Below are 24,922 nucleotides of genomic sequence, written 5' to 3' on the forward strand. Positions count from 1 at the left end.
TGCAGGAGAGTGTTAACGTAATCCTCGTCCGACCAATAATAAAGGGGGCAGGGTGAGGTAGAACGAGCGAAGAATATCAGATGTGTTATCTCAAATAATACCCCCTCACCCCAGCCCTCTCCCGGCGGGGCGAGGGAGAATATAATGGCAATCTTTTTATTATGCTTATTTATATTTATCTTTTAAGCTCAAAAAAAAGACCGCTTCCAAGTAAAAACTGGAAGCGGTTTGCTGTTTAGGCCACACGAAGACGGCCCAAGATTAGGAAGAAGGTAGTCATGGTAACCATACAGCCACTGAAGAAAATTGCATCATCAATGTTCAATGAAAATGCTAAAACCATAAAAATAAATGAGGCAAAAAGAACAAATACACTTTTTGGAATTTTGACAAGAACTTTTTTCAAAGCCATGAAATTAATAATCGGCACCCTAATCGATAGACCATCTATCAAGGCTACTGAAATAAGAATCGGCCAAAAAATAGCACTTGGTTGATTACGCGCTAGATAAATAGCGCAAAGACTGCATAGCAATTTTGCCACTATTACAGAACGAACATACTTTGATTTTGGTATAATCTTCGTAATTGCAGAAACAAAGGCTAGTATAGCAACAACGCGAAATAACTCGCCGGCAAAATTATGGACATTTTCATTATCCATCAAAATTGGCGCATAGATTATCAAGGCAAACGCCAAAACAGTTTTTACCTTTCCAAACATATTCGCCGCCGTTGACCAGCCCATGTATTTCTGAATATATCGCACCACGAATTGGCCAAGTAAATCTGAGCCCAAAAAAAGCACAACCCATAACATGTTACAAGCTATTACGTCGATTTGCCAAAAATGAAACAATGGCCGAAAATACGACAACTTGTCACAAAACGGATCATACCATTTTCCAAATTCAGTTTCCAGATCGCACGCTCTCGCCACCATACCATCGACGCCATCTAGATAAGCGGCAAATGTAAAAAGAAAAACGCCAGTTCGTTGACACTCATAATCTATAAAAATAGAACTCGCAAGCCAAGCCAACAAAAGTCTGAATGTGCAAATACTATTTGGATGTAACCACCTCTGCCAGTTTGGATTATTTTTGATCAAATCTCGAAATTTTTCATCTTTTAGCTTTTCGCCAAACCGCAAAACAACAATTCCCCAAAACAGTATCGAATATACCACCCAATACGTTAATGTCATAATCCCCTCCTATTATTTGAAAGAACAATTTTAATATTTATAGTAAATATTTCTACTATTTATATACACCAAAAAACAGCTCTTGTCAAAGTTAATTTTATTTGTTAATATATATCTATATGAAGTGCCATATGTCTTGGCAGTTTTATTTTTGCTAATATTGGCATTTTTATTTTACCGTAAAAAATACTTTTTAGCAAAACATATCAACAATATGCGCCTATAGCTCAGCCGGTAGAGCAACAGCCTTTTAAGCTGATGGTCACAGGTTCAAATCCTGTTGGGCGCACATATTTTATCAAAATGCCACCTTAGCTCAGCTGGTTAGAGCGACTGTTTTGTAAACAGTAGGTCGTCGGTTCGAATCCGACAGGTGGCTCAGACAAATACACGAAAATACCCTAAAATTGGGTATTTTTTTGTACTTAAAATGTGGTCGAAATGTGGAAAAATATTCTTGATAAATTCCACCAACTAAGGTAATATAATCTTATGACAAAACAAGACGACATCGAAAAAATCCCGCCTCAAAACATCGACGCGGAAATGTCCTTTATTAGCTCATTGCTAATAGACAAGGACGCCATGCTTAAAGTTTCTGACTCTATTTCTGATGATGATTTTTACAAAGACGCCCATCGCATTATTTATACAGCCATGCTTGATCTTTACAACAAGCACGAGCCGATTGATATCGTCAGCGTTACCAACAAGCTTAAGGGCAAAAAACAACTCGACTCCATTGGTGGTCGCACTTACCTTGCCCACCTAACAAGCTTTGCCGCAACTCCGGCCAATATTCCCCACTACGCAGAAATCATCCAAAAGAAAGCGACATTACGTCGTCTACTCAAAAGCGCCAACGAAATTAGCGCCATGGGCTACAACGAAGACGCTGACCTTGATGATATGCTTGACCAGGCCGAAAGAAAACTTTTTGGCGTTTCGCAGAAATATTTAAAGAATGCTTTTGTTGGTGTTGACACCTTGCTTAATGATGCCTTTGACAGAATTGACGAACTCCACAAACAAGGTGGCAAGCTCAGAGGTATCACCACTGGCTATCCAGACCTAGACAAACTCTTAACCGGTTTACAAAAATCCGATTTAATTATTCTCGCCGCTCGTCCATCTGTTGGTAAAACCACTATCGCTATGGATATCGCCCGTCAGGCGGCCATCGTTGGCAAAGCTGCTGTTGGCGTTTTCTCACTCGAAATGAGCAAAGAACAATTAGTTGACCGTATGCTTTGCGCTGAATCGAAGGTTAGCTTGTGGCGCATGCGCTCTGGCAACCTTTCCGACAAAGAAGGTGACAATGATTTTGCCAAAATCAATGAAGGCATGGGTCGCCTGTCCGAAGCGAAAATATTTATTGACGACACTCCTAATTGCGGTATCATGGAAATTCGCAGTAAAGCCCGCCGCCTACAAATGGAAAAGGGATTAGATTTGATGATTATCGACTATTTACAATTAATGGAGGGTCGCGGTAAGAACTCCGACAATCGCGTTCAAGAAATTGCTGAAATATCCAGAGGTCTCAAAGGCATCGCCCGTGAACTTAATATTCCCGTTATTGCCCTGTCACAACTCTCTCGTGCCGTAGAAGCGACCAAACCAGCGATTCCTAAATTATCACACCTTAGAGATTCAGGATCGATTGAGCAAGACGCTGATATCGTTTTATTCATCTACCGTAAAGCCGCTGACAGAAATTTCAGTATTGAAGAATTAACCCCAGAAGAACGCCACAAAGGCGAAATATTTATTGCCAAACACAGAAACGGCCCAACTGGAAAAGTTGACTTATTCTTTGATGAGGAATCAGTTAGTTATCGCAATATGGAGACAATCAGTCGTGATGGTATGTACTAATTCCATGCGTCATTCCCGCGAAGGCGGGAATCCAGGCGCCACAATGAAAATATTTTAAATTATAGAAACCTAATCTAATAAAGATTGTATACAAAATATTATTTTAATTAATCTACTATATCTAGAACCATTATTCGAGGTACCTGGATTCCCGCCTTCGCGGGAATGACGACTCGATGGATATTCAAACTTATGTTCAACAAATTAAAACAAATCAAAGACTTACGTGACCAAGCCAAAGTAATGCAAAGCGCCTTGTCCGGAGAATCTATTACCGTAGATCGCAAAGGATTAACACTTGTTATGAATGGCAATATGGAAATCACCTCTGTAAAAATCAATGAAGAAATTACCAAAGAGAAATTAGAAGAAATTATCAAAGACAATACAAATAATGCTATCAAGCAAATTCAAAAAGTAATGGCCAAGAAGATGCAAGAAATGGGCGGCTTCCCTGGTTTGTCATAAACCACAGCCATGAATTATCCCAAGGCGATTCAAGATTTAATCAGTCATTTAAAAAAACTACCAAGCGTTGGACCCAAGACGGCTGAGAGGTATGTTTTTTATCTACTCAATCAACGCCAAGAAGATTTACAACAGTTCGCCAAAGCAATTGCCGAACTAAAAGATAATATCACTATTTGCAAAACCTGTTATCAAGTGTCAGAGGCAAACCCATGTTCAATCTGCGCCAATTCTAATCGAGACAATCATACTATCTCCGTTGTTGCCAACACTCGTGACCTGCTCACAATTGAAGCGACCAAAATCTACAACGGCAAATACCATGTTCTGGGCGGCCTGATCGATTCTATAAAAAATATCACCCCCGGTGATTTATATATCAAGCAGCTCGTTGAGCGCCTTGAAAAAGAAAAAATAAAAGAAGTCATTTTGTCCTTAAATCCAACCTTGGAGGGCGAAACAACTTCCTTGTACATTTCAAAATTAATCAAAAGCCACAACCCCAATGTGCGTATCACTCGTCTCGCCAAAGGACTACCCTCTGGTTCTGACCTTGAATACGCCGATGAAGTAACCCTAGCAAACGCTCTCAAGTATCGCAACGAACTTTAGATCAACCTCAGAAAAAAGGAGGTAAAAAACCATGAATACCAAAAAAAGAGCAAGACAAGCAAAAAAAATCTACTCCTGGCATGTACTCTCACAAATAGTAAAAGACAAAGACTGCATTCCCGGGTCAAGCGTTGTTGCTATCTGCTTAGCTGCCGCAACAGCACTAATCACATTTGCCATCATTGCAGAAAAAGCAAACTTCAATTGGGTAAATTTCTAAAACAAAACAAAAAACCCGACTCAGAAATGAGTCGGGTTTTATCATAGAGAGTATTAAGCAATCTTTTTGATCTCAACCTTAGTATAAGGTTGTCTGTGACCAGTTGTTTTCATATAACGAGTCTTGCTCTTATATTTAACTACTGTCACCTTATCATCCTTACCGGTTTCAATAACTGTTCCTTCAACCAATTCACCAAGTGATGGTTTTCCTAGGGTAACATTTTCACCCTCAGAACCAGCTGTCATCAAGGTATCGAATTTTACAGTTTCGCCTGCTTCAACGTTTAATTTTTCAATTTTGACAATTTGACCTTCTTGTACTTTGTACTGTTTGCCACCAGTTTTGATAACTGCAATCTTATTAGACATATTTTGATATATTTGGAACAAAACCAATCGGGTCAATTCTATTCCGTATTTAATTAATATTTGAAAACATAAAAAAGCCATCGGCTTTTTGTATAGTCAGGAATCTCAAAATTCCAGGTGACTAAAATACCGCGTACTTATTGCGGTATTTTTATTATACTAAAATAGTAAAAAAAGTCAAGAAATTACTTCTTAATCGCCTTCGCAATGGCCGTAACCGCCTTTTTGTCTGTAACTTTAGGTAAAATATTGTCAGATGTGGGTTTTTTAACCGTATACGCCAAGGCAATGGCCGCAGATATTTTCATGGCCAAAGTTACCTTTTTCACGCCAGAATCCAACAATCCCCTAAATATACCCGGAAAAACCAAGGCATTATTGATCTGGTTGGCGAAATCTGAGCGTCCTGTACCAATAATAGCCGCACCAGCTTTTTTGGCAATATCCGGCATAACTTCCGGAACAGGATTAGCCATGGCAAAAATAATTGGATCGGGATTCATAGATCTAATCATTTCCGCAGAAACCAAATTCCCCTTGGACACACCAATGAAGACATCAGCATTTTTCATGGCAACATCAAGACCACCTTTCAATTTTTTCTTGTTAGTTTTTTTCGCCATATTTACTTTGTGTATATTCATCCCTTCACGTCCGCTATAAATAATCCCCTTGCTATCCAAGATAATCATATTCTTAACATCTTGTGCTAATAGCAATCGCGCAATCGCAAATCCAGCCGCACCGCCACCATTGATAACCACTTGCAAATCCTTCATTACTTTACCAGTCACCCGGCAAGCATTTATCAAAGCTGCCAAAACTACAATTGCCGTGCCGTCTTGGTCATCATGAAAAACAGGAATTGATAATTCATTTTCCAGTCTTTCTAAAATATCAAAACAACGCGGTGCGGAAATATCTTCCAAATTAATCCCGCCAAAACTCGGTTCGATTAATTTACAGAAACGAATAATTTCTTCTGTGTCCGTGGTATTAATACAAAGCGGCATCGCATCGACACCAGCAAACTCTTTAAAAATAATCGACTTCCCTTCCATTACAGGCATTCCCGCTTCCGGACCGATGTCTCCAAGACCCAACACGGCTGTCCCATCACAAACAATCGCAATCTGATTTTTGCGATTAGTCAATTCCCAGCTTTTTTTCTTATCCTTGGCAATCTCCATGCACACCGCCGCCACGCCAGGCGTATATGCCGTTGACAGATCCTCAATCGTCTCTAATCTGACCTTAGATTTAATCTCAATTTTCCCACGATTCTTTTTGTGCAAAGCAATCGCTTTTTTGTTATAGTCCATAAATTTATATAAATTAATTATTAATCAAAAATTGAATATTTTTTTTCAAATATCAACACCAGGACAAATGTTAAAACACCAGTTATAATCAATGTAACCACGGCCGCCTGAACAAGCGCAATAATACTCAAAAAAGAAATGAAGATAAGTACTCCCAAGATTCTGCCAATATGCATATACATTTCTCTATTCATGATATTATTCGCCATATCGTCATGCGCTTGTTTATAAAAACTACCATCTAGGGCTACGTGCAATAATCCACCAAATACACCACCCATTGTTTGAAAAGTTGTAATTGCAAATATTGTTGTTGAAAAAGCGCGAAAAACCAATGAAACACCGTGGCCAACAGCCCCTAATTTCCCTACACCATTAGAACCATTCTTATCAATTCTTTTACCACCAAGATAACTAACTAATGCATAGGCTGAGTTAGAAACTAAGTACAAAAAACCAATTGAAATTAATTTCACTGAAAGAAAAAATAAAAGTATCGGCCACAAAAAACCAGTAGCCACATGACCCATGCCCTGAATAATAAATATTATATTTTTTCGCATCTTACCAAAATCAAAAATCTTTTCAAAGTTCAGACTAATATCAATGACAATATTTTCAGCAGTCAACAAAACCATTGAAGCGGCAAACACAAATAATGCACTAACTAAAAAAGAACCATAAAAACCAAATACAGTGATAACGGTCGCGCCCAGCAACGGGCTGACAATACTTGCCAAGGTTGGAACTCCCATCAGTAGGCCTAATTTTTCACCCCCATTTTCTGCTTTAGTTGCTTTCAAAAAATAAACATGATGCGCCGTCCAATAAAAAGAAGAGGCCATAATATCAATTAACGCAAGAATAAATAAAAAAAGAATTTTTCCCAAATCAGCCATTAAAACAACCGAAGCGCCCAAGATTAAATAAAATACAACATTTAAAAAATAACTAATTATTAATGATCTTTTTATTCCCCACCTAGAAATATTTGTCAAAACAAAATAATGACAAAAAATAGCACCAATAAATAAAAATAATTCAAAAAAAGCAATTTCATGAATTGTTAAACCAAGATTTTTATACAAAAAAATCGGCACAAACAAAGAAACCATGGAAAGAGCAATCAATCTCAAGGTGTCAGCAATTACTAAGTTATTGTATTTATTGTGCAAAAAACTAGACAGGTGCAAATGTTTTGCGATGTGTAATTCATGATGATATTTATCCATGTTATATTTTTTTATTTATTTTATTATATTTATTTAAAATCAGATCAACGTCAGTCTTCTCAAAATCAGGCCAATACTTGTTCATAGAAATAAATTCACTATCCGCCGATTGCCACAATAAAAATCCCGATACCGTCTGCAAACCAGCCATGCTCACAATTAAGTCCGGATAGGCAATCTCGTTTTGGTAAAGATATTTTCTTATCAAGGATTCACTAACCTGTTCTGTCTCAAATTTTTTATCAATTATTTTCTTAACCGCTTCAACAATTTCATTACGTCCATCATAATTAAAACAAAAATTCATTGTGCCTTTGGAGTTATCCTTGGTAGCACTAACAGCCTCCTTAAAAACATCTGCCAAATCACCAGGCAAGTCATTTGTTTCACCACTCAATAATATCTTATAACCACTCTGATCAAACTCAGGCAAATTTTCCTTAAGAAAATTCTTTGTCACCTTCATCAAATAAGCCAAATCGTTTTCACTCTTTTTGTAATTATTCGTGAGATAAAGCGAAAAGGAAATTTCTTTAACACCTTTTTCAAAAAACCATCCAGGCACATTCTTTAATAGTTCATAACATTTTATCGAACCATTTTCAACAGCCAGATTTCGTTCCTTGGCCCACTCATCATTGCCACCGAGCATAATAGCGATATGGCGGGGAATTTTATTTTTATTTTCTGTCATTTATTTTACTATTTTTATTAATTTAATCTTATCACCAGCTCCACTAATAATCTTCACGCCATCTTTACCAACCCCAAATTCCTTGGCGAGAAATTTCACCAACTCAATATTAGCCTTGCCACCTTCTGGCGCAGCCGCAATGTCTATTTTTAAAACTTCCTCCTCGCCGTCAAGCATGCTCTTAACCTCCGTCTTGTTCGCCCCTGGTCTAGCTTTTATTTTTAAATAAACTTCATTGTCGTTATTTAATTTCGCCTGATATTTTTTCAACATTTTTTCTTTCGCTAAAAACAATAGCATTAGGAATATTGCGTCCCGGGCCAAGCATTAGTTCGCCGTTATAAAATAAAGCTTCGGAATATCCGCCGTCCATATTCAAGGCATATTCCATACCCAGCTCTTGCATAATATAACCTAAGTCCGGCACAGTCGCATTGCGTGCCACCACCAAATAAGTCTTATTATCTTTATATCCAATCGCATTACGCAAAAGCTTTCCTGTTCTCTGCTTCGCATCCAAGCTATAATCAACCAAATAATTCATGTAGTTTTCAATCAAGCGCGGATTATCACCAATCGCAGCTTGCAATTTCACGCCGTACGCTTCTCGAAAAGACTCTTGCACTGTTTTGCCGCCATTATTTTTATACCAACTTGGCGTCGGAAAATCGCGCCCGTCCTTAAAGTAATAAAATTTATTATTTGCATCCCAGGCCATAATCGGACCGGTTGTCCAATACTTCAATTGATGCACATTAACCATTTTATCTAAATTTTTATCATAGACTGGATAAAAATAATAATTCGCGCCATCACAACCAGAAGAAGAGCAAAAATATGTACCATTCATGGCTGCAAAACCGTCATTCTTAATGACAAAATCCATCAATGTCGCACCTCCGTATTTTCCACTCTTGGCTTCAGTTGGATATGGCTCAGCTACTGGTGTAACTATTTCCAAATTCGGATTACTCAAATCTATTTCAATCATATCGATTGTATACACTTGATTATTAACGGTTATTTTTTTATTTTCATATTTACTATAACTATTAATCGACTCACTCAAACCTGGTTTGTGAATCATAGCCAGATCTTTTTGACTAATTCCCAACCCCAATTTCCGCATCACCGCAAAAGCATCCGCTGGCCTACCTAAGTAATATTTTTTCAAATCTTTGGGATAAATATACCAAGCCTCACCGTTCTTTTCGACTTGTAAAATAATCTGACCAGATAATTTTTGCGCCAAAGCTAAGTCACCAGCACTAGTCGAAGCCACCGTGCTCGTGGCAATTGTACTGGTAGACACAGCACTTGTGTCCGCAATCGGAATTTTTTTAAATTCAGTCTCATTAATACCCAAGCCAAGCGTGCGCATCAAGGCAAAAGCATCATTAGGTCGTCCTAAATAATAGCGTTTCGCATCTTTCGGATTCACATACCAAGCCTCGCCGTTTTTTTCCACATTTAAAAGAATCATTCCCGACAATCTACCAGCCGCTTCACCCGTTTGCACGATTATTGGCGACACCAAAAATATAATTAATAACAGTATTTTGAATAAATTTTTCATAGATTTATATAGAATAAATTATGTATACATTATAGCACAGCCGAATAAAAAAAACAGTCCATTTCTGGACTGTTTTTAATAATTTTTTCGCTAATTACTTCAGTAATTCAACACCATTAATTGCAATATCCACAACCGGTCGATCTGGTCCTTCGGTCGCTGAGTTTTCAATCGCCATTACCACATCCATACCTTCTACCACTTCACCGAAATTGGTGTGCTTACCATCCAACCAAGGAGTCTCATCAAGTGTTACAATAAAGAATTGTGAGCCATTGGTATTTGGTCCGGAATTCGCCATCGCCAAACTACCCTTTACCAATTTATGTGCATTAAACTCATCAGCAAAAGCATAACCTGGTCCTCCTGTTCCCCATCTCGATTTCATACCATCGTCCTTGCTCAATGGATCACCACTCTGAATCATAAAGTCCTTAATCACACGATGAAACTTGATACCATCATAAAAACCCTTCTTTGCCAAGTTTAAAAAGTTATTAACTGTCGCTGGTGAGTCCTCACCATAAAACTTAACCTTAATGTCTCCCTTGCTAGTTTTAATTACTGCAAACTGATATTCAGCCGCCAAATCTTCTTGATTGTTGTTGTCCATACTTGATGTATTATCTTCTTGAGCTGTCTTCTCAACAGAAGTAGCGTCATTTTTTAAATCACTGGTTTGATTTGCAGTGTTGTCCGGGACATTCCCTTCATTTACAGTTTCGACACTTTTAGTTGTGCAACCTGTTAACGATAAAGAAATAATCGCGATAAAAAGTAAATACTTTTTCATAGATTGTTTTTTTAATTAGTAAAATTCAATATTTCTATAATAACAAAAAAAGTTAAACTTGTTAACCTTTTTTAAAAGCCTAATTTTACAACTATTTTAAACCTTAAAATCTTTCTTCAATTCTCGATCATCCATTACACGTTTTTCCTCAATCAAGGCCTTCGCCTTCAAGCGGAATTCCTCCAAGTCCATCTTATCCAATTCAATACTTCTTTGTTGTAGATATTCCAAATTATTTCGCTCCGGCTCTTCCAAAACTTCTGACAACAAAACATCCAAAATCTGTCCGATTTTCGGACTAGGCTGGATTTTTAATAATTCCATTAAATCTAAACCGTTAATTTTTAATTCCTTAACCGAAACCGGGTCATGTTGGACTTTTTCCATCATATATTCAAGGTGACGCAATTTGTAAGGCTTGCCTTTTTTCACATCCGAGCCCAAACGATCAGCAATGCGCAAATCTATCAAATCTTTGAGATTTTCCTTGCCCGCCTTAGCGACTAATTTACGCACGGAATGCTCAGTCACTTCGCCAGCATTATAATAAAACATATGATTGCGCACTAAATTAACCACGCGAGCGGTATCATCGTTGGAGAACTTCAGTCTTTTCATAATTTTGTCCACCATTTTCGAACCAATGTATTCATGGTTATAGAAAGTTGGCTGACTATCAATGATTTTCATTGATTTCGGTTTGCCAATATCATGAAATAGTGCGGCTAGGCGCACTTGCCACTCCTTACTTGGACAATGTTTCAAGGATAAAAGATTGTGTTTCAAAACATCATGCACATGATGATGAGCCTGATTCACTCCTTCGCCACTAGCCAGTTCGGGAATGATATACTGTAAGATGTTCGTTTTATGCAAAGCTTTGATACCATCATAAGGACGATCTGATTTCAAGATTTTAGTCAATTCATCCTTCATTCTTTCTTGGGCGACAAATTTAATTGCGCCTGACATTTTAACAATCGCCCTCTCTGTCTTCGGTTCGATTTCAAAATCCAATTGCGCCAAAAAACGAATCGCGCGCATCATACGCAAAGAATCTTCCTTAAAACGATCAATCGGCTCACCAACAGCGCGAATAATTTTCTTGCGAATATCTTTTTGCCCCCCAAATAAATCAATAATTATAAAATTATCCACCCTGGATTGATAGGGAGCGATTTCTTCAGTAATTTGAATCTTGGAATCGGCGCACTTCATCGCCAAGGCATTAATCGTAAAATCACGGCGGGCCAAATCTTTTTCCAATTCCTTTTCAAAGACTACTTGATCTGGTCGGCGGCGGTCGCTATAACCCTGTTCGGAACGATAAGTAGTAATTTCAACCACGTGTTCGGTTAAATCACCATTTTTAATCGGCAAAATCACTGTGCCGAAGGCATTTTCATAGCGAGCATCCGGAAATATTGCCATAATCTCCTCCGGTTCAGCATTAGTGGTCAAATCCCAGTCTTTCGGCTCGACATTCATCAAGAAATCGCGAACAGAACCGCCCACGATAAAGATTTCATGGCCAGCTTCTTCAACTTGATTGATAACATTTTTTAAAAAATTAGGTAATTCCATAATAAAAACTATACTTTAAAAACGCTCTTGTGTCAAAGTTTTATTTATGCTACAATTTAAATATCAAGAAAAAGTGTTTTACACAGCTTGAACAAAAAAAACAAAAAACAAACACAAAAATGAAAAAACCATCACTTAAAAAAATTAATATTGATTATTTTTTGACGTATCCTCTTATTTTTATAATTCTGGGGATTTTTTTATTGCCAAAATTAGCTTTTTTATCCTCAATCACCGAGCAAAATATTATCAACCTTACAAACAAAGAAAGAGTCAGCTTGAGTATTCCCGCCTTAACCACTAATGAATTATTAACCAAAGCGGCTTACGCCAAGGCTAAGTCAATTGTCGAATCTCAGACTTTCCAACACGATATTGGCGACAAAAGGTTTTCTAGCTGGATAAAAGGCGTTGATTACAAATATACCTACGTCGGTGAGAATTTAGCCTTAGATTTTACAACTAGTGAAGGCACAATTAAGGCCTGGCTCAATTCCCCAAGTCATAAAAAAAACCTTTTAAATGATAAATTCAAAGAAACTGGCGTGGCTGTCATCGAAGATAAGTTCCAGGGCAAAAGTACTACAATAATTGTGCAAATATTTGGCACGCCCGTCACACCTCTTGTCAATGAAATTATTACCCCTGAATCAAAAACTAACGATATTGTCGCCAAAGTCGATAATAACATAAATAAAAATATTAGTTTAAATCCAGTCAAATACAAACCAAACCTATTTGAATCTTCATTGGATATAGTATATAATAAGAAGATATCTGCCATTATTTTACTAAATTTTGTGACCATACTGCTCTTAACTGTCGCTTTTGCCAGTCATAAGATAATTAAGTCACACAAAAAAACAAGCTAATGTATGAAATAATCCTCCTGCCAGCGCTGGCTGGACTAACAGCGCAATTGATAAAATTTTTTGTCAATTCAAATAACTTAAAAATCAATCTCTCCAATCTTGCTGCCTATTCAGGAATGCCGTCCGGTCATTCAGCCATGATGTTCTCGTTGTCGACGATTGTCGGTCTCACCGAAGGATTTGATTCAGCCCTTTTTGCCGTAACATTTGTTATGACCGTCTTAATCATTCGCGATGCCGTCGGATTGCGGCAATATCTTGGACAGCACGGCAAAACCCTAAACTTACTCGTCAAAGACCTAGATGAAGATAAAATGCTTGACAACACTTACCCTCACTTACTAGAAAAAATCGGTCACACGCCTCTTCAAGTCTTTGTTGGCAGTATCATTGGCATCTCTATAAGTTTGATTGGCTTCTACTTAATAAACTAAATTCTCAATTAAAAAATCCGCTCTAAGGCGGATTTTTTAATATCTAAAAATAAAATTACATCAAACTCATACCCGTCATTTCTTTCGGCTTCTTCAGGCCCAAGACTTTTAAGATAGTTGGCGCAATATCAGACAAGATTCCCTGTGGCTGAATAAGACTCAGGTCACTGCCGGCCACATTCTTCCAGCCAAAGCTTTTGCCGCGATATTCATTACCTACAACGATAAAAGGCACTGGGTTGGAGGTATGTTCCTTGTCTATTTGACCGGTTTGCATATTAAACATCACCTCAGCATTGCCATGATCAGCTGTTATCATCAAGACGCCGTTTTTACTTAATATAGCCTTGGCAACTCGAGCCACGCATTTATCCAAAAACTCCACACCCTTAATCGCCGCCGCGATATTGCCGGTATGACCGACCATGTCAGCATTGGCATAATTAACGATTATCATGTTATGTTTATCGCTTTCAATTTCGCTAAGTAATTTTTCGGTTATTTCCGCTGCTGACATTTCTGGTTTCGCATCATAACTGGAAACCTGCGGTGAAGGAACTAGGGCATGCTCTTCACCGGGCGCCTTTGTTTCTCGACCTCCATTAAAAAAATATGTTACGTGGGCATATTTTTCTGTTTCCGCAATCCGTAACTGTGTTAACCCGCCGTCTGCCACAACATCGCCAAGAGTATTCTTAATTTCATCGGATTCAAAAACTACACTCACGGGCAATCCTTTTTCGTATTCCGTAAAGCAAGCAAAATATAAATTATCAATCTTTTTTTCACGATTAAATTTTTCCACTTTTTCGTCTACAAACGCCTTTGTTATTTGTCGAGCGCGGTCTGGACGAAAATTATAAAAAACAATTGCATCATTATCATTGATTAAAGCGACTGGCTTTCCATCCTTCTCAATAACCGTGGGTATAAATTCTTCATCATATACCTTATTATTATAGCTTTTTTCAATGGCCGAAATAGCACTTTCTGCCTTATTTCCAACTCCAGCCGTCATCGTCACGTAGGCTTTTTCTATTCTATCCCAATTATTATTTCTATCCATGGTGTAAAATCGTCCCGCAATCGAAGCAATCGCGCCTACGCCATACTCGGCAATACTTCTTTCGACACCTTTGATAAAATTCATACCACTGTTATAAGAAGTGTCTCGTCCATCTAATATGGCGTGTACGTAGGCCTTTTCAATTCCCTGCTCCTTGGCTAAAACTAAAAGAGCGTGCAAATGGTCAATCGAACCATGCACACAACCGTTAGAAACAACGCCCATAAAATGCAATTTGGAATTATTTTTTTTGACATGCTCAATAGCCTCGAGTAGCACCTTATTTTGATAAAAAGTATTGTCGCTAATTTCCTTATTAATTCTAGGAAGATCTTGATAAAGAATTTTTCCCAAGCCAATATTAACATGTCCGACTTCACTATTACCAGGCTCACCCCATGGCAAACCAACTGCTTCACCGCTTGCGCGTAAAGTCATTGACGGATATTCAGAAATCAAACTATTAATAAACGGAGTGTTTGACTGAGTTATTGCATTGCCAGTATAAGGTTGTCCAATGCCCCATCCATCAAGAATTACCAAAACAACTGGCTTTGGTATTTTTATTTCAATATTTTCTTTCATCATATAATAAAATTAATTATTAGTTTTATTTAAATAAGGCTTTTCCCGCTCATTTCTTTTGATTTTTCTATATCCAATAATTTTAATATTGTCGGCGCAATATCGCACAGGCTACCGTTTTTTCTTAATGTAATATTTTTATTATTATTTTTATTAATCAAAATAAATGGAACTTTATTAGTCGTATGCTCAGTATAAACCTCTTCTGTTTCCAAGTTTATCATTTCTTCAATGTTGCCATGATCAGCGGTAACGAGCACCGTTCCATTAATATTGAGGTAGGCCTCAACAATTCTCCCCAAACAGACATCTACGCTTTCACAACATTTTATGCCCGCCGTAATATTGCCAGTATGTCCAATCATGTCGGGCGCCGCAAAATTTACAAAGGTGAAATCGTATTTTGCTTTATTGTTTTTTATGTTTTCTAACACTACGTTTGTTAATTCCGACGAACTCATGCTTGGAGTTTCATCATATGATTTGACATCCGGAGACGGAACCATTACTTGATCTTCACCAGCGACTGTCCCGGAATAACCACCATTAAAAAAATAGGTTACATGGGCATATTTTTCTGTTTCTGCCAAATAGAGTTGCTTAAAATTCGCAAGTGCCATTGGCAAAGTGTTTGTAATATCAATACCAGGATAAGCCGTCAAAACTTCACTCAAGTCTGGTCCAAAATCAGTCATAGCAACAAAATAAAGATGTTCTAGTTTTTTACCACGCAAAAAAGCGCCAGGATTCTTGACATCAAAACCATGCTGCATAAAAGCCTTAGTTAATTGCCGACTACGATCTGACCGTAAATTAAAAAAGATAACACTATCCCCATCTTCTATTCGAGTATTTGTTTTTTCATCATTGGTGATGATGCATGGCTCAATATACTCATCACTCTCGCCACGATTATAAGCCTCAGTAATAGCACCAATGGCCGTTGATGCCATTTTTCCTTTGTTAATCGTCAGGGTGTTAAAAGTTTTTTCCGTTCTTGACCATTTCTTTTTACGATCCATGGCATAAAATCTACCAACGATTGTGGCAATTTTAAAATTACCCAAATGATTTTTTTCCAGATCTTGAATCAATTTCAATGAAGCATATTTAGGGGAATCTCGTCCGTCGGTATATAGATGCAAATATGCATCTTTAACGTTGTTATTTTTCAACATCTCAATCAAGGCAATAAGGTGTCCTGGGTCGCTGTGAGGACTTTGACCATTTGATAACATTCCCATTAAATGTATTTTTGAATTCATTTTACGAGCATGTCTGATCGCACCTAAAAAAGCCGAATTTTTTACAAACGTGCCATTATCAATGGATTTGCTAATTATTACCGACTCTTGTTCCACTAATCGGCCAGCGCCAATATTCATGTGCCCTGCCTCACTATTACCAACTTGACCGTCGGGCAAGCCAACATACTTTCCATGGGCATAAAGAGTTGTATTGGGATATTTTTTTATCAATGAATTAAATACCGGTGTCTTCGACAAAGAAATAGCATTACCACGATTTGGATCACCAATTCCCCAGCCATCCAAAACTATCAATATCATTGGTGACGTTGTTTCATTTTCGACTTTTTTAATCATATATTTCTCGAAATATTATTTTAAATTTAATTGGTCTTCAATCTCCATTAATCGGTTATACTTTACCAAGCGTTCACCTCTTGATAGTGAACCAGACTTAATATATTCAGCGCCAACAGCGACAGCTAAGTCTGCAATAAAGTCGTCGGTTGTCTCACCACTACGATGCGAAATCATTAATTTGTAATTATGAGTTTGAGCCAATTTAATACAGTCGATTGTTTCTGACAACGTCCCTACCTGATTTAATTTTATCAAAACAGCATTGGCTGCTTTTTCCTTTAGGCCAATTCGCAGTCTATTTGAATTTGTCACGAACAAATCGTCACCGATTAACAACATGTGACTACCCAATTCTTTTGTTAACTCTCTCCAGCCTTCCCAATCATCTTGGTCAAGACCGTCTTCGATGGAAATAATCGGGAATTTTCGATACCATTCATTATATAAACCAATTAAGTTGTTTGAAGAAAATTGCGCCTGATCAAGCTTAAAAATATATTTCTTAGTTTCGTGATTATAGAGCTCCGAAGAACCAACATCCATACCTAAGCCAATATCCTCTCCGGGCTTGTAACCACAATTAATCATTGCGGCCATTATCATTTCAATTGCTTGAACACTGTTGTAAATATCTGGAGCATAGCCACCTTCGTTACCAACATCAGTATCCAAATTTCTAGATTTTAAAACATGACCTAGCTCGTGAAAAATTTCCGCGCCCATGCGCACTTTTTCCTTGAAGGGAATGTTCTTCATTGGCAAAATCATAAACTCTTGAAAATCCAAATTTGTATCAGCGTGCTTGCCACCGTTAAAAATATTAAATGATGGTGTCGGCAAGGCAAATTTTTCTTTTTTAAATTTAAAAGTTGAGCCGATATATTCATACAATTCTTGACCCTGCGCCAATGCTGCCGTTCGTGCTACAGCCATAGAAACGGACAGAATTGCATTCGCCCCCAATCTTTTTTTATTCTCGGTGCCGTCCAAATCAATCATTATTTTATCAATCTTTTCTTGCTTGGTCACATCTACGCCTTTTAATTTTTTTGCAATTTCAGTGTTGACATTTTTTACCGCCTGCAAAACTCCTTGTCCGCTATATCTTTTTTTATCGCCATCTCGAAGCTCGTAAGCTTCGTAAATACCAGTGGAAGCACCAGAAGGGACACTCGCCTTGGCTGAAATGCCGTTTTCCAAGATTACTTTTGTTTCTACAGTTGGATTTCCTCGTGAATCTAAAATTTCACGAGCAATGATTTCTTTTATTTTCATACACCTTTAGACAACTAGACAGCCAGATAACTGGACAGCTAGAATATTTAAAAATTATTGTTCCTAACTCACTAACCCTTCTAAACCGGGCATTTTTTCGCCACCCAGATAGCTCAACATTGCGCCGCCACCGGTCGAAATCCAATCAATGCCATATTCCATTTTTAGCGCACGTAAAGCTTCAACGGTTTCACCGCCGCCAACCACGCCAAAGGTTGGACCCTTGGACCGCGCAGCCACATATTGGGCTAGGGCCATCGTACCGGTTTTAAAAATCTTGATTTCAAAAAAACCCATCGGACCGTTCCAGATTATCGTTTTAGCCTTCTTGATTTCATGGGCATATAATTTAATTGTTTCTGGTCCGATATCAAAAATATAATCCCTATCTGTTATTTCATTTAATTTTCTAATTTTAATATCTCCACCCGTTTTACTTGCACTCACCACAACATCTACCGGCAAAAGAATATTTTTTCGATCCAATTTTTTGGCAAAATCCAAATACTCCTTATCAATCATGGACTTGCCCACATTAAAACCATCAACTTTAAAAAAATTATTTGCCAAGGCACCACCAATCATTACGCGGTGCGCTTTTTTTTGTAAATTTTTTATCAATTTAATTTTCGTCTTAATTTTAGCACCGCCAATCAAGACTACTAGTGGGTCAACAGGGTGCAAAGCTTTATTCAAACTTAAAACCTCTTGCTCCAAGAGTAAACCAGCATACGAGGGGATATATTTCTTGATTGCACTGACACTTGCCTCGGCTCGATGACAGACAGAAAAAGCATCATTAACATAAACCTCAGCTAGTTTAGCTAACTTCTTAGCCAGCTTCACATCATTGGTTAATTCCCCTTTTTCGTAACGAATATTTTCTAACATCACAATTTCGCCCGCCTTCATCTTGCCCAAAATTGTTCCGCCAGCTAAAGAAGCAAAATTATCAATAACCCTTATCTTCTTACCCAAAAGCTGCGTTAACTTTCTTACAATCGGCTTCACGGAGAATTGTTCTTCTCTTTTGTCAGGATTTGGCTTACCCAAATGCGTTATCAAAATTATTTTACAATCGTGGTTAAGTAAAAAATTAATCGTGTCCAAGGCCTTAAGAATGCGATAATCATCAAGCACCTTGCCGCCCTTGATTGGCACATTAAAATCAACTCGCAACAAAACTTTTTTGCCGTGTAAATCTTTATAATGATTAATTGATTTAATTTTCATATTTTTTTCCGTCATCCCCGCGAAGGCGGGGATCCAGGTACCTCGTAGATTGTTATCAGTATAAGGAGAATTAAAATTTACAAAGTATTATTTATTATCAATATTATTATGAAGATGAATCTCTATAATTATGTATCCAAAGTATGTGGCGCCTGGATCCCCGCCTTCGCGGGGATGACGATTTAGAAACTATTTAGTTGCTAAAATACTACGTTTGTAACTATCGAGATTTTCTAAAGCAATACCAGTACCTTTGGCCACACAGAGCAACGGATCATCAGCTACATAGGCAGGAACACCCGTTGTACGAGAAAGCAATTGATCAATATTGCGCAATTGTGAACTACCACCAGATAACACCATTCCCTTATCCATAATATCAGCCGACAATTCAGGTGGCGTGTCGTGTAAAACTTTTTTGGCCGCACTAATAATAGCTTCTAGTTCGTGCTGCAGGGCCTCCGTTACATCACTACTGGTAATCGTAATACCACGTGGCAAGCCTGTCAAAATATCGCGACCACGAATTTCCATTGTTAATTTATCTTCCAAGTATAAAGCTGAGCCAATATTAATCTTAATATCCTCCGCTGTTCTTTCGCCAATCGCTAAATTATATTTTCGACGCACGTATTCCAAAATCGACGCGTCAAATTTATTTCCACCCACACGAACTGAAGTCGCCGACACGATACCACCCAAGGAAATTACCGCCATTTCGGCTGTACCACCACCAATATCCACAATCATATGTCCAGAGGCGGAGCCAATCGGAATATCAGCGCCAATCGCAGCCGCTACCGGCTCTTTGATAATATAAGCCGCCTTCGCGCCAGCAGCAATAGTCGCATCAATCACAGCACGTCTTTCTGTCGAGGAAATGCCAGCCGGTACGGCTACCATCACCTCGGGACGAAATAAACGCACGCCACCAACAGCCTTATTAATAAAATAACGTAACATTGCTTCAGTTGTTCGATAATCAGCAATTACACCATCTTTCAAAGGCTTAATAGCGATAATCGAATCAGGGGTGCGGCCCAACATGTCCTTAGCCTCATTGCCAACGGCCAAGATTTTTTTGTCCGCCATGGACACAGCCACCACGCTTGGCTCGTTAATTACTATTCCTCTTTTTGGTAAATGAACTAAGGTGTAGGTTGTTCCTAGGTCAATTCCAATTCTTTTTATAAACATATTTTAAACGTAAATTTGCGCCTCTCCCGCACTACTTAATTAATACTGTAAATTTCTTATCTGTTTCAAAAACATCAGACCAGTTTATTTTATTATCATTTTCTTTTTTAACAAATAACCCAGTCGGATTATAGCTTTTTATTTTTTTATCAAAATTAAAATCAACATTAAAGGCGCCATATCTACTGCCGGCCTGCTTTTGTAAATAAAAATTATATTCTTTATTTTTATTTATGCTATCTGCCACCGTCGATGGCAATTTATATTTCAATGTTATTTCTTTAATGGTGCCTGGCTCAATCGAAACAAAAGTTGTATAAACTGTTTTACCCAGTTCGTTATAAGTCGTCACCTTTTCACCATCAAGACCATCGGCACCGATAAATTCGCTACCTTCGGGTACATAAAATCGAACATAGGTTCGATAGCGTGTTGTCTTCCAATCAAAACCTCCACTGTGAATATATTTTATTTTCACCTCTGACGTTAACCCATTGGCATTTGACTCCACCTTGTAATCCAAACGTCTTTTAATCACCGCATCAGTTTTCAAGCTGGCCATATTGGCATCAACAACCATTAAATAATCTCCCGCCGCCTGAATCACATTGCCGCCCCAGCCCTGCTTTAAGGCTATATTTTCCAAATTTGTATCATGGAAATAAGCAACAAGATTTTTCTTGTCTACGTTATTGCCAACAATTTGAAAAACATTATATAAATCAACTGGCGATAAATCAAAAATTCGCTTTTTCAATTCTTTGGTAATTTCACCAATCACCTCTTTGCGCTCCCAAGACGGAACACCTAATTGTACATAACCCTTTTCAACTTTATATTGCAATAAATTTACAAAATTGTCTTGATTATATTCCTCTCCGTTTATCATCATCGGACCAGTAAACATTAACAAATCAGTAATAAGTTCAGGCGTAATGGCAATCACGCCATCAAAATCTTCATTAAAGTTATTAATATCATCCTTACCGGTTAATAGTTTATTTTCTTCTTTAAAAAAATATTCAATCTTCTGAGCCGAACTAGGCCAATCAGGCGACCAGTTCGCATCACGCAAAAACCAATTATCCACACCGAGATATTTTTTCAACGGATCCGGTGGGACAATTTTAAGTTTATCCTTGACCGGCATATCCATATGATAAACATCATGAGTATCCATTCGTAAAAAATCACTATCTTCCATTTGCAAGATACCATAAGTACCAATAAAGCCACCGGTTGGTCGAAGTTCATCACTATTTTGCAAAATCACCAAGAAACTACTCTTCTGTGGATAGCCCAAGGCCTTAGGTAACAGCTCCATGAAGGGGATAATTTTTTGGGAAGCAGTATTTAGCTCAGATACGCGGTCTCTTAGTTCGGTAATTTTCCCCTCACCCAGTCTAAATAATCCAGATATTTTTACTTTTACCAATTCATTATTAGCAAAATCAACCTGTTTTTGAATCTCCTTAAAATCAATCGTACTTTCTGTCAAAATTTTCAAAACTTTGCGCTTTTCCTCCTTGGTTAATTTCAAAAAACTCTGATCATTATTTAAGGAAGTTTGTAGGTTGGCGCCGATACCTGTTCCGATGGCCATTGCATGACTAAGCGCATCAATTGACGACACCAAGAAGAAAAAATTATTTTTCTGTTCACTAATATAAAAAAGATTGTCTAAGATAAAATTATTATAGCCATCCAAGTTTTGCTTAGCTAGTGAAAAATTACTTTCAGCTAATTTTGAATAATCGTTGGCCGTCTTGAAATCCTTTTCCTTGGCAAAGTAAATAGCTTGATCAATATTATTCTTGCCGCTTCTCAACTCATTAAAAATATTTACCAGGTTAACCGCATTAAATAATAAAAAAATAAAGGCTAAAACAAAAAAGCCGACCATTGTCCAACCGAAGTATTTCAACGCTTTGTCCACCACAACCCTTCTTTTCCTTTCTCTAATTAGCGGCAGCTTGTCATAGACTTTTCTGACATTTTTTAGCGTATCCAAAAAATTGATGTCAATTTGTTTTTCCTTTTTAAACATAATGATATTATAACAGGATATAAGAAGAAAATCAATTTAATTTTTTAGTCATGTTTTAAGCTATTTTTGGCTATTCTTTTCGTAGAGCGTCAATTGGATTCAACTTCGCTGCTTTTTGAGCGGGATAAATACCAAACAAAACACCAAAGACAAAAGAAAAACCAAGGGACACAATATAGCTTTTTATCGGTATGACAAAGTCCCAATTCAAACCATACGAATTAGCCCCCAGGGCAATCAAAAATGATATTAACACCCCAAAAATTACCCCAAAAATACCGCCAAAGATGGTAATAATAATCGATTCAGTTAAAAACTGATATAAGATATCACTCTTCTGCGCCCCGACCGCCATACGCAAGCCAATCTCGGCTGTTCGCTCACTCACAATCACATACATAATATTCATAATCCCAACTCCACCCACAATCAACGAAATAGCCACGATTGCCAAAAGCAACAAAGTAATGGCGCCCGTGATCGTATTAAGAATATCCATCGTCTCCGCCATGGTCGCCACACGAAAATCATCCTTGCTCAAATCCGCCACACCATTAGCATCGATGGTTGGTTGCGGAATATCATGATTCTCTCTCAGTATATATCGTATCTCCTCGGCTGTGTCCTCGGCAATACTCAAATCCTTGATTTCATGCACGGCATAGGTCATATAATCGATGCCCATCATTTTTTTCTGCAAGGTTTTTAAGGGCACAAAAACAAATTCATCATAATTTACACCCATTACCGATCCTCGCTCCTTAATTACTCCAATAACGCGAAATTTATTTTTGCGAATTTTTATTATTTTGCCCAAGGAATCATTTTCACCAAAAAGTTGTTCTTTTATTTTACTACCCAATACCACCACTTCAGACAATGAGTTTTCCTCTTCGTCGGTAAAAAAACTTCCCTCCTCTACTTCACTGGCATCAATGTCTATATAACTCTTGTTTGTTCCAAAAACAAAAGTTTTTTTCATTTCATTTTCATAGCTAACCTGTTCTTGCCCCATAATACTGCCATAACTAGTAATCACATTGGGAATTTTATTTATTTTATCCAAGTCACCGGCTGTTAATGTTGTCACCTGCACGCCCTGAGCCATCGCCGCTCCACTCTGCATATCTTTAGAGGTCTGGCTTTTCTTCCCAGTCGGAATCCGCACCTCGCTCATCACCACGTTGGTTCCGAAAGACTCCACCTGCCCAACAATCAAGCTCTCAATTCCCGCTCCAGCAGAATAAACAACAATAACTGCCGAAATACCAATCACCATACCTAAAATTGTCAGACTTGTTCTGGTTTTATTCGCCAACATGGCCGTGATTGAACTTTTTACAATAGTATTTATTAACATAGTATATTATTCATAGCGCAGCGCTTCCACCGGTTCAAGCCTCGATGCTTTGCGTGCTGGATATATTCCAAAAACAAGCCCAACAAAAGCCGAAACACTAATGGATAAAATTACCGATGACAGTGTCACAACAAACTCCCAATCATATCCCAGCTTTACCGCCACGACGGCAATAAGATAGGAAATAATTATGCCACTAACAATCCCGATAAGACCGCCGATAGTTGTTACTACAATCGCCTCAATCAAAAATTGATTCATAATGTTAGCGTTATTGGCGCCAATAGCTTTGCGCAAACCAATTTCACGCGTTCTTTCAGTTACCGTCACTAACATAATATTCATAATTCCAACTCCTCCCACTATCAATGACAAGGCAGCCATAGCGGCTAAGAAAAACTTCAAAGCATCGGTAATAGTACCAATCATATCAATCGCCTGCGCCGCGCTTCGCACGTCAAAATCATCCTGACTACCGTCTTGTTCTGTGATATCATGTCTTTCACGAAGCGTTTTTTGCATATCAAGAACTGCCTCATTTAGATTTTCCTCATAGTCAACCTTAGCCCTGATCATGCCAACATGATTGACGCCGGCAATTAACTTTTGCATTGTCATTATTGGAATAAAAACTTGGTCATCATAATCTTGAAAAGCGACCGTGCCCCTCTCCTCCATTACACCAATAACCTCAAACATCTGTTTCTTAATTTTAATTCTTTGCCCAACCGCAGGCGACTCTCCAAATAGCTCAGTCTTAGCCGTACTACCGAGCACAACCACCTTTGATAAATTACGCTCCTCTTCTTCTGCGATAAAACGACCCTCTTGCACATTGCCACCCTCCACATTTAAATAACCGGAAGATATCCCGGAAATTGTCGTATCATAAGAAGCTGACTGCCATTGCAAACTACCGGCGCCTTTTGAATAAGCAACAATATCAACCAAGTTTGGCACATTTTTTTTGTCTTTCATGGCCATGGCATCCTCATAAGTCAAAGTTGTAATTACTACACCCATCGCTGAAGCCGGCGGACCGTTATTATCTGATTTGCCAGGCAATACGCCGACTAAATTAGAGCCAAAAGTCTTGACCTGTGACAATATCAAACTCTGTGCACCAGCGCCAACTGCCATAATTACGATTACCGCCCCGACACCGATAATAATTCCAAGCATAGTCAAAAAACTTCTCATTTTATTACTGAGAAGCGCCGTAATCGAGTTTTTAACTGATTGCCCAATTGAGATCATTGCCGAAATTTTTAAATTTTAATTTTAAATTT

The 24,922-nt window shown here is 38.0% G+C and carries 23 protein-coding genes and 2 tRNA genes; 8 read left to right on the forward strand and 17 right to left on the reverse strand.

The window, feature by feature from the left end; genetic code table 11:
• Window positions 1-235: 235 nt before the first annotated feature.
• Window positions 236-1,207 carry a CDP-alcohol phosphatidyltransferase family protein gene (locus KKD45_01440; protein ID MBU4309168.1) on the reverse strand — a complete coding sequence of 324 codons (972 nt, stop codon included), beginning with the start codon at window positions 1,205-1,207 and terminating at the stop codon, window positions 236-238.
• A 216-nt stretch (window positions 1,208-1,423) separates the two neighbouring features.
• Between KKD45_01440 and KKD45_01445 the strand changes: the two genes are divergently transcribed.
• The 6 genes from KKD45_01445 to KKD45_01470 all read left to right on the forward strand — a co-directional run bounded on the left by KKD45_01445 (window position 1,424) and on the right by KKD45_01470 (window position 4,385).
• Window positions 1,424-1,496: transfer RNA gene (locus KKD45_01445), tRNA-Lys, on the forward strand.
• A gap of 16 nt (window positions 1,497-1,512) precedes the next feature.
• Window positions 1,513-1,586 (forward strand) — tRNA-Thr (locus tag KKD45_01450).
• A gap of 113 nt (window positions 1,587-1,699) precedes the next feature.
• Window positions 1,700-3,085 carry a replicative DNA helicase gene (gene dnaB, locus KKD45_01455; protein ID MBU4309169.1) on the forward strand — a complete coding sequence of 462 codons (1,386 nt, stop codon included), beginning with the start codon at window positions 1,700-1,702 and terminating at the stop codon, window positions 3,083-3,085.
• Between the two features lie 192 nt (window positions 3,086-3,277).
• The gene (locus tag KKD45_01460) at window positions 3,278-3,553 is read left to right on the forward strand and encodes a YbaB/EbfC family nucleoid-associated protein (GenBank protein MBU4309170.1); all 276 of its coding nucleotides are present in this window, start codon (window positions 3,278-3,280) and stop codon (window positions 3,551-3,553) included.
• 9 nt (window positions 3,554-3,562) lie between these two features.
• Window positions 3,563-4,165, forward strand: a complete 603-nt coding sequence (gene recR / locus KKD45_01465; GenBank protein ID MBU4309171.1) for a recombination mediator RecR — start codon at window positions 3,563-3,565, stop codon at window positions 4,163-4,165.
• A 31-nt stretch (window positions 4,166-4,196) separates the two neighbouring features.
• Entirely contained in the window at window positions 4,197-4,385 is a 189-nt protein-coding gene (locus KKD45_01470) for a hypothetical protein (GenBank protein MBU4309172.1), read from the forward strand.
• Window positions 4,386-4,438: 53 nt separating this feature from the next.
• Here KKD45_01470 and rplU read toward each other — a convergent pair whose 3' ends face one another.
• The 8 genes from rplU to KKD45_01510 form a co-directional block, all read right to left on the reverse strand.
• Window positions 4,439-4,756, reverse strand: a complete 318-nt coding sequence (gene rplU, locus KKD45_01475) for a 50S ribosomal protein L21 (GenBank protein ID MBU4309173.1) — start codon at window positions 4,754-4,756, stop codon at window positions 4,439-4,441.
• 185 nt (window positions 4,757-4,941) lie between these two features.
• Window positions 4,942-6,078, reverse strand: a complete 1,137-nt coding sequence (locus KKD45_01480; protein ID MBU4309174.1) for an NADP-dependent malic enzyme — start codon at window positions 6,076-6,078, stop codon at window positions 4,942-4,944.
• 20 nt (window positions 6,079-6,098) lie between these two features.
• Window positions 6,099-7,310 carry a hypothetical protein gene (locus KKD45_01485; GenBank protein ID MBU4309175.1) on the reverse strand — a complete coding sequence of 404 codons (1,212 nt, stop codon included), beginning with the start codon at window positions 7,308-7,310 and terminating at the stop codon, window positions 6,099-6,101.
• Window position 7,311: 1 nt separating this feature from the next.
• Window positions 7,312-8,004 (reverse strand): di-trans,poly-cis-decaprenylcistransferase, encoded by a 693-nt coding sequence (uppS, locus tag KKD45_01490; GenBank protein MBU4309176.1) that lies wholly within the window; start codon window positions 8,002-8,004, stop codon window positions 7,312-7,314.
• A complete protein-coding gene (locus tag KKD45_01495; protein ID MBU4309177.1) occupies window positions 8,005-8,277 on the reverse strand; it encodes a DUF167 domain-containing protein in 273 nt (90 codons plus the stop codon).
• A complete protein-coding gene (locus KKD45_01500) occupies window positions 8,246-9,580 on the reverse strand; it encodes a phosphodiester glycosidase family protein (GenBank protein ID MBU4309178.1) in 1,335 nt (444 codons plus the stop codon). The genes KKD45_01495 and KKD45_01500 overlap by 32 nt, the downstream gene beginning before the upstream one ends.
• Before the next feature lie 94 nt (window positions 9,581-9,674).
• Window positions 9,675-10,373 (reverse strand): peptidylprolyl isomerase, encoded by a 699-nt coding sequence (locus KKD45_01505; protein ID MBU4309179.1) that lies wholly within the window; start codon window positions 10,371-10,373, stop codon window positions 9,675-9,677.
• A 96-nt stretch (window positions 10,374-10,469) separates the two neighbouring features.
• Window positions 10,470-11,957, reverse strand: coding sequence for a CCA tRNA nucleotidyltransferase (locus tag KKD45_01510; protein ID MBU4309180.1), 1,488 nt, complete (start codon window positions 11,955-11,957; stop codon window positions 10,470-10,472).
• A 119-nt stretch (window positions 11,958-12,076) separates the two neighbouring features.
• On the opposite strand from KKD45_01510, the gene KKD45_01515 reads away from it, so the two are divergent.
• Together KKD45_01515 and KKD45_01520 are read left to right on the forward strand one after the other, a co-directional pair.
• Entirely contained in the window at window positions 12,077-12,829 is a 753-nt protein-coding gene (locus KKD45_01515; GenBank protein ID MBU4309181.1) for a hypothetical protein, read from the forward strand.
• Window positions 12,829-13,263 (forward strand): divergent PAP2 family protein, encoded by a 435-nt coding sequence (locus KKD45_01520; GenBank protein MBU4309182.1) that lies wholly within the window; start codon window positions 12,829-12,831, stop codon window positions 13,261-13,263. Before KKD45_01515 ends, KKD45_01520 begins: the two co-directional genes overlap by 1 nt.
• A gap of 55 nt (window positions 13,264-13,318) precedes the next feature.
• On the opposite strand, the gene gpmI (KKD45_01525) is transcribed toward KKD45_01520, so the two are convergent.
• From gpmI (KKD45_01525) to KKD45_01560, 8 genes are all read right to left on the reverse strand, one after another.
• A complete protein-coding gene (gene gpmI / locus KKD45_01525) occupies window positions 13,319-14,914 on the reverse strand; it encodes a 2,3-bisphosphoglycerate-independent phosphoglycerate mutase (protein ID MBU4309183.1) in 1,596 nt (531 codons plus the stop codon).
• Between the two features lie 29 nt (window positions 14,915-14,943).
• A complete protein-coding gene (gpmI, locus tag KKD45_01530) occupies window positions 14,944-16,518 on the reverse strand; it encodes a 2,3-bisphosphoglycerate-independent phosphoglycerate mutase (protein MBU4309184.1) in 1,575 nt (524 codons plus the stop codon).
• A gap of 15 nt (window positions 16,519-16,533) precedes the next feature.
• Complete coding sequence (eno, locus tag KKD45_01535; GenBank protein ID MBU4309185.1) at window positions 16,534-17,796, reverse strand: phosphopyruvate hydratase; 1,263 nt, start codon at window positions 17,794-17,796, stop codon at window positions 16,534-16,536.
• Window positions 17,797-17,859: 63 nt separating this feature from the next.
• Window positions 17,860-19,029 (reverse strand): phosphoglycerate kinase, encoded by a 1,170-nt coding sequence (gene pgk / locus KKD45_01540; protein ID MBU4309186.1) that lies wholly within the window; start codon window positions 19,027-19,029, stop codon window positions 17,860-17,862.
• Between the two features lie 189 nt (window positions 19,030-19,218).
• Window positions 19,219-20,226, reverse strand: a complete 1,008-nt coding sequence (locus tag KKD45_01545) for a rod shape-determining protein (GenBank protein ID MBU4309187.1) — start codon at window positions 20,224-20,226, stop codon at window positions 19,219-19,221.
• Window positions 20,227-20,257: 31 nt separating this feature from the next.
• Entirely contained in the window at window positions 20,258-22,273 is a 2,016-nt protein-coding gene (locus KKD45_01550; GenBank protein ID MBU4309188.1) for a DUF4012 domain-containing protein, read from the reverse strand.
• 70 nt (window positions 22,274-22,343) lie between these two features.
• Window positions 22,344-23,633 (reverse strand): ABC transporter permease, encoded by a 1,290-nt coding sequence (locus KKD45_01555; GenBank protein ID MBU4309189.1) that lies wholly within the window; start codon window positions 23,631-23,633, stop codon window positions 22,344-22,346.
• 6 nt (window positions 23,634-23,639) lie between these two features.
• Window positions 23,640-24,890, reverse strand: a complete 1,251-nt coding sequence (locus KKD45_01560) for an ABC transporter permease (protein ID MBU4309190.1) — start codon at window positions 24,888-24,890, stop codon at window positions 23,640-23,642.
• Window positions 24,891-24,922 lie beyond the last annotated feature (32 nt).

Source organism: Patescibacteria group bacterium (assembly GCA_018897195.1).
GTDB lineage: Bacteria > Patescibacteriota > Patescibacteriia > Patescibacteriales > UBA12075 > JAHILH01.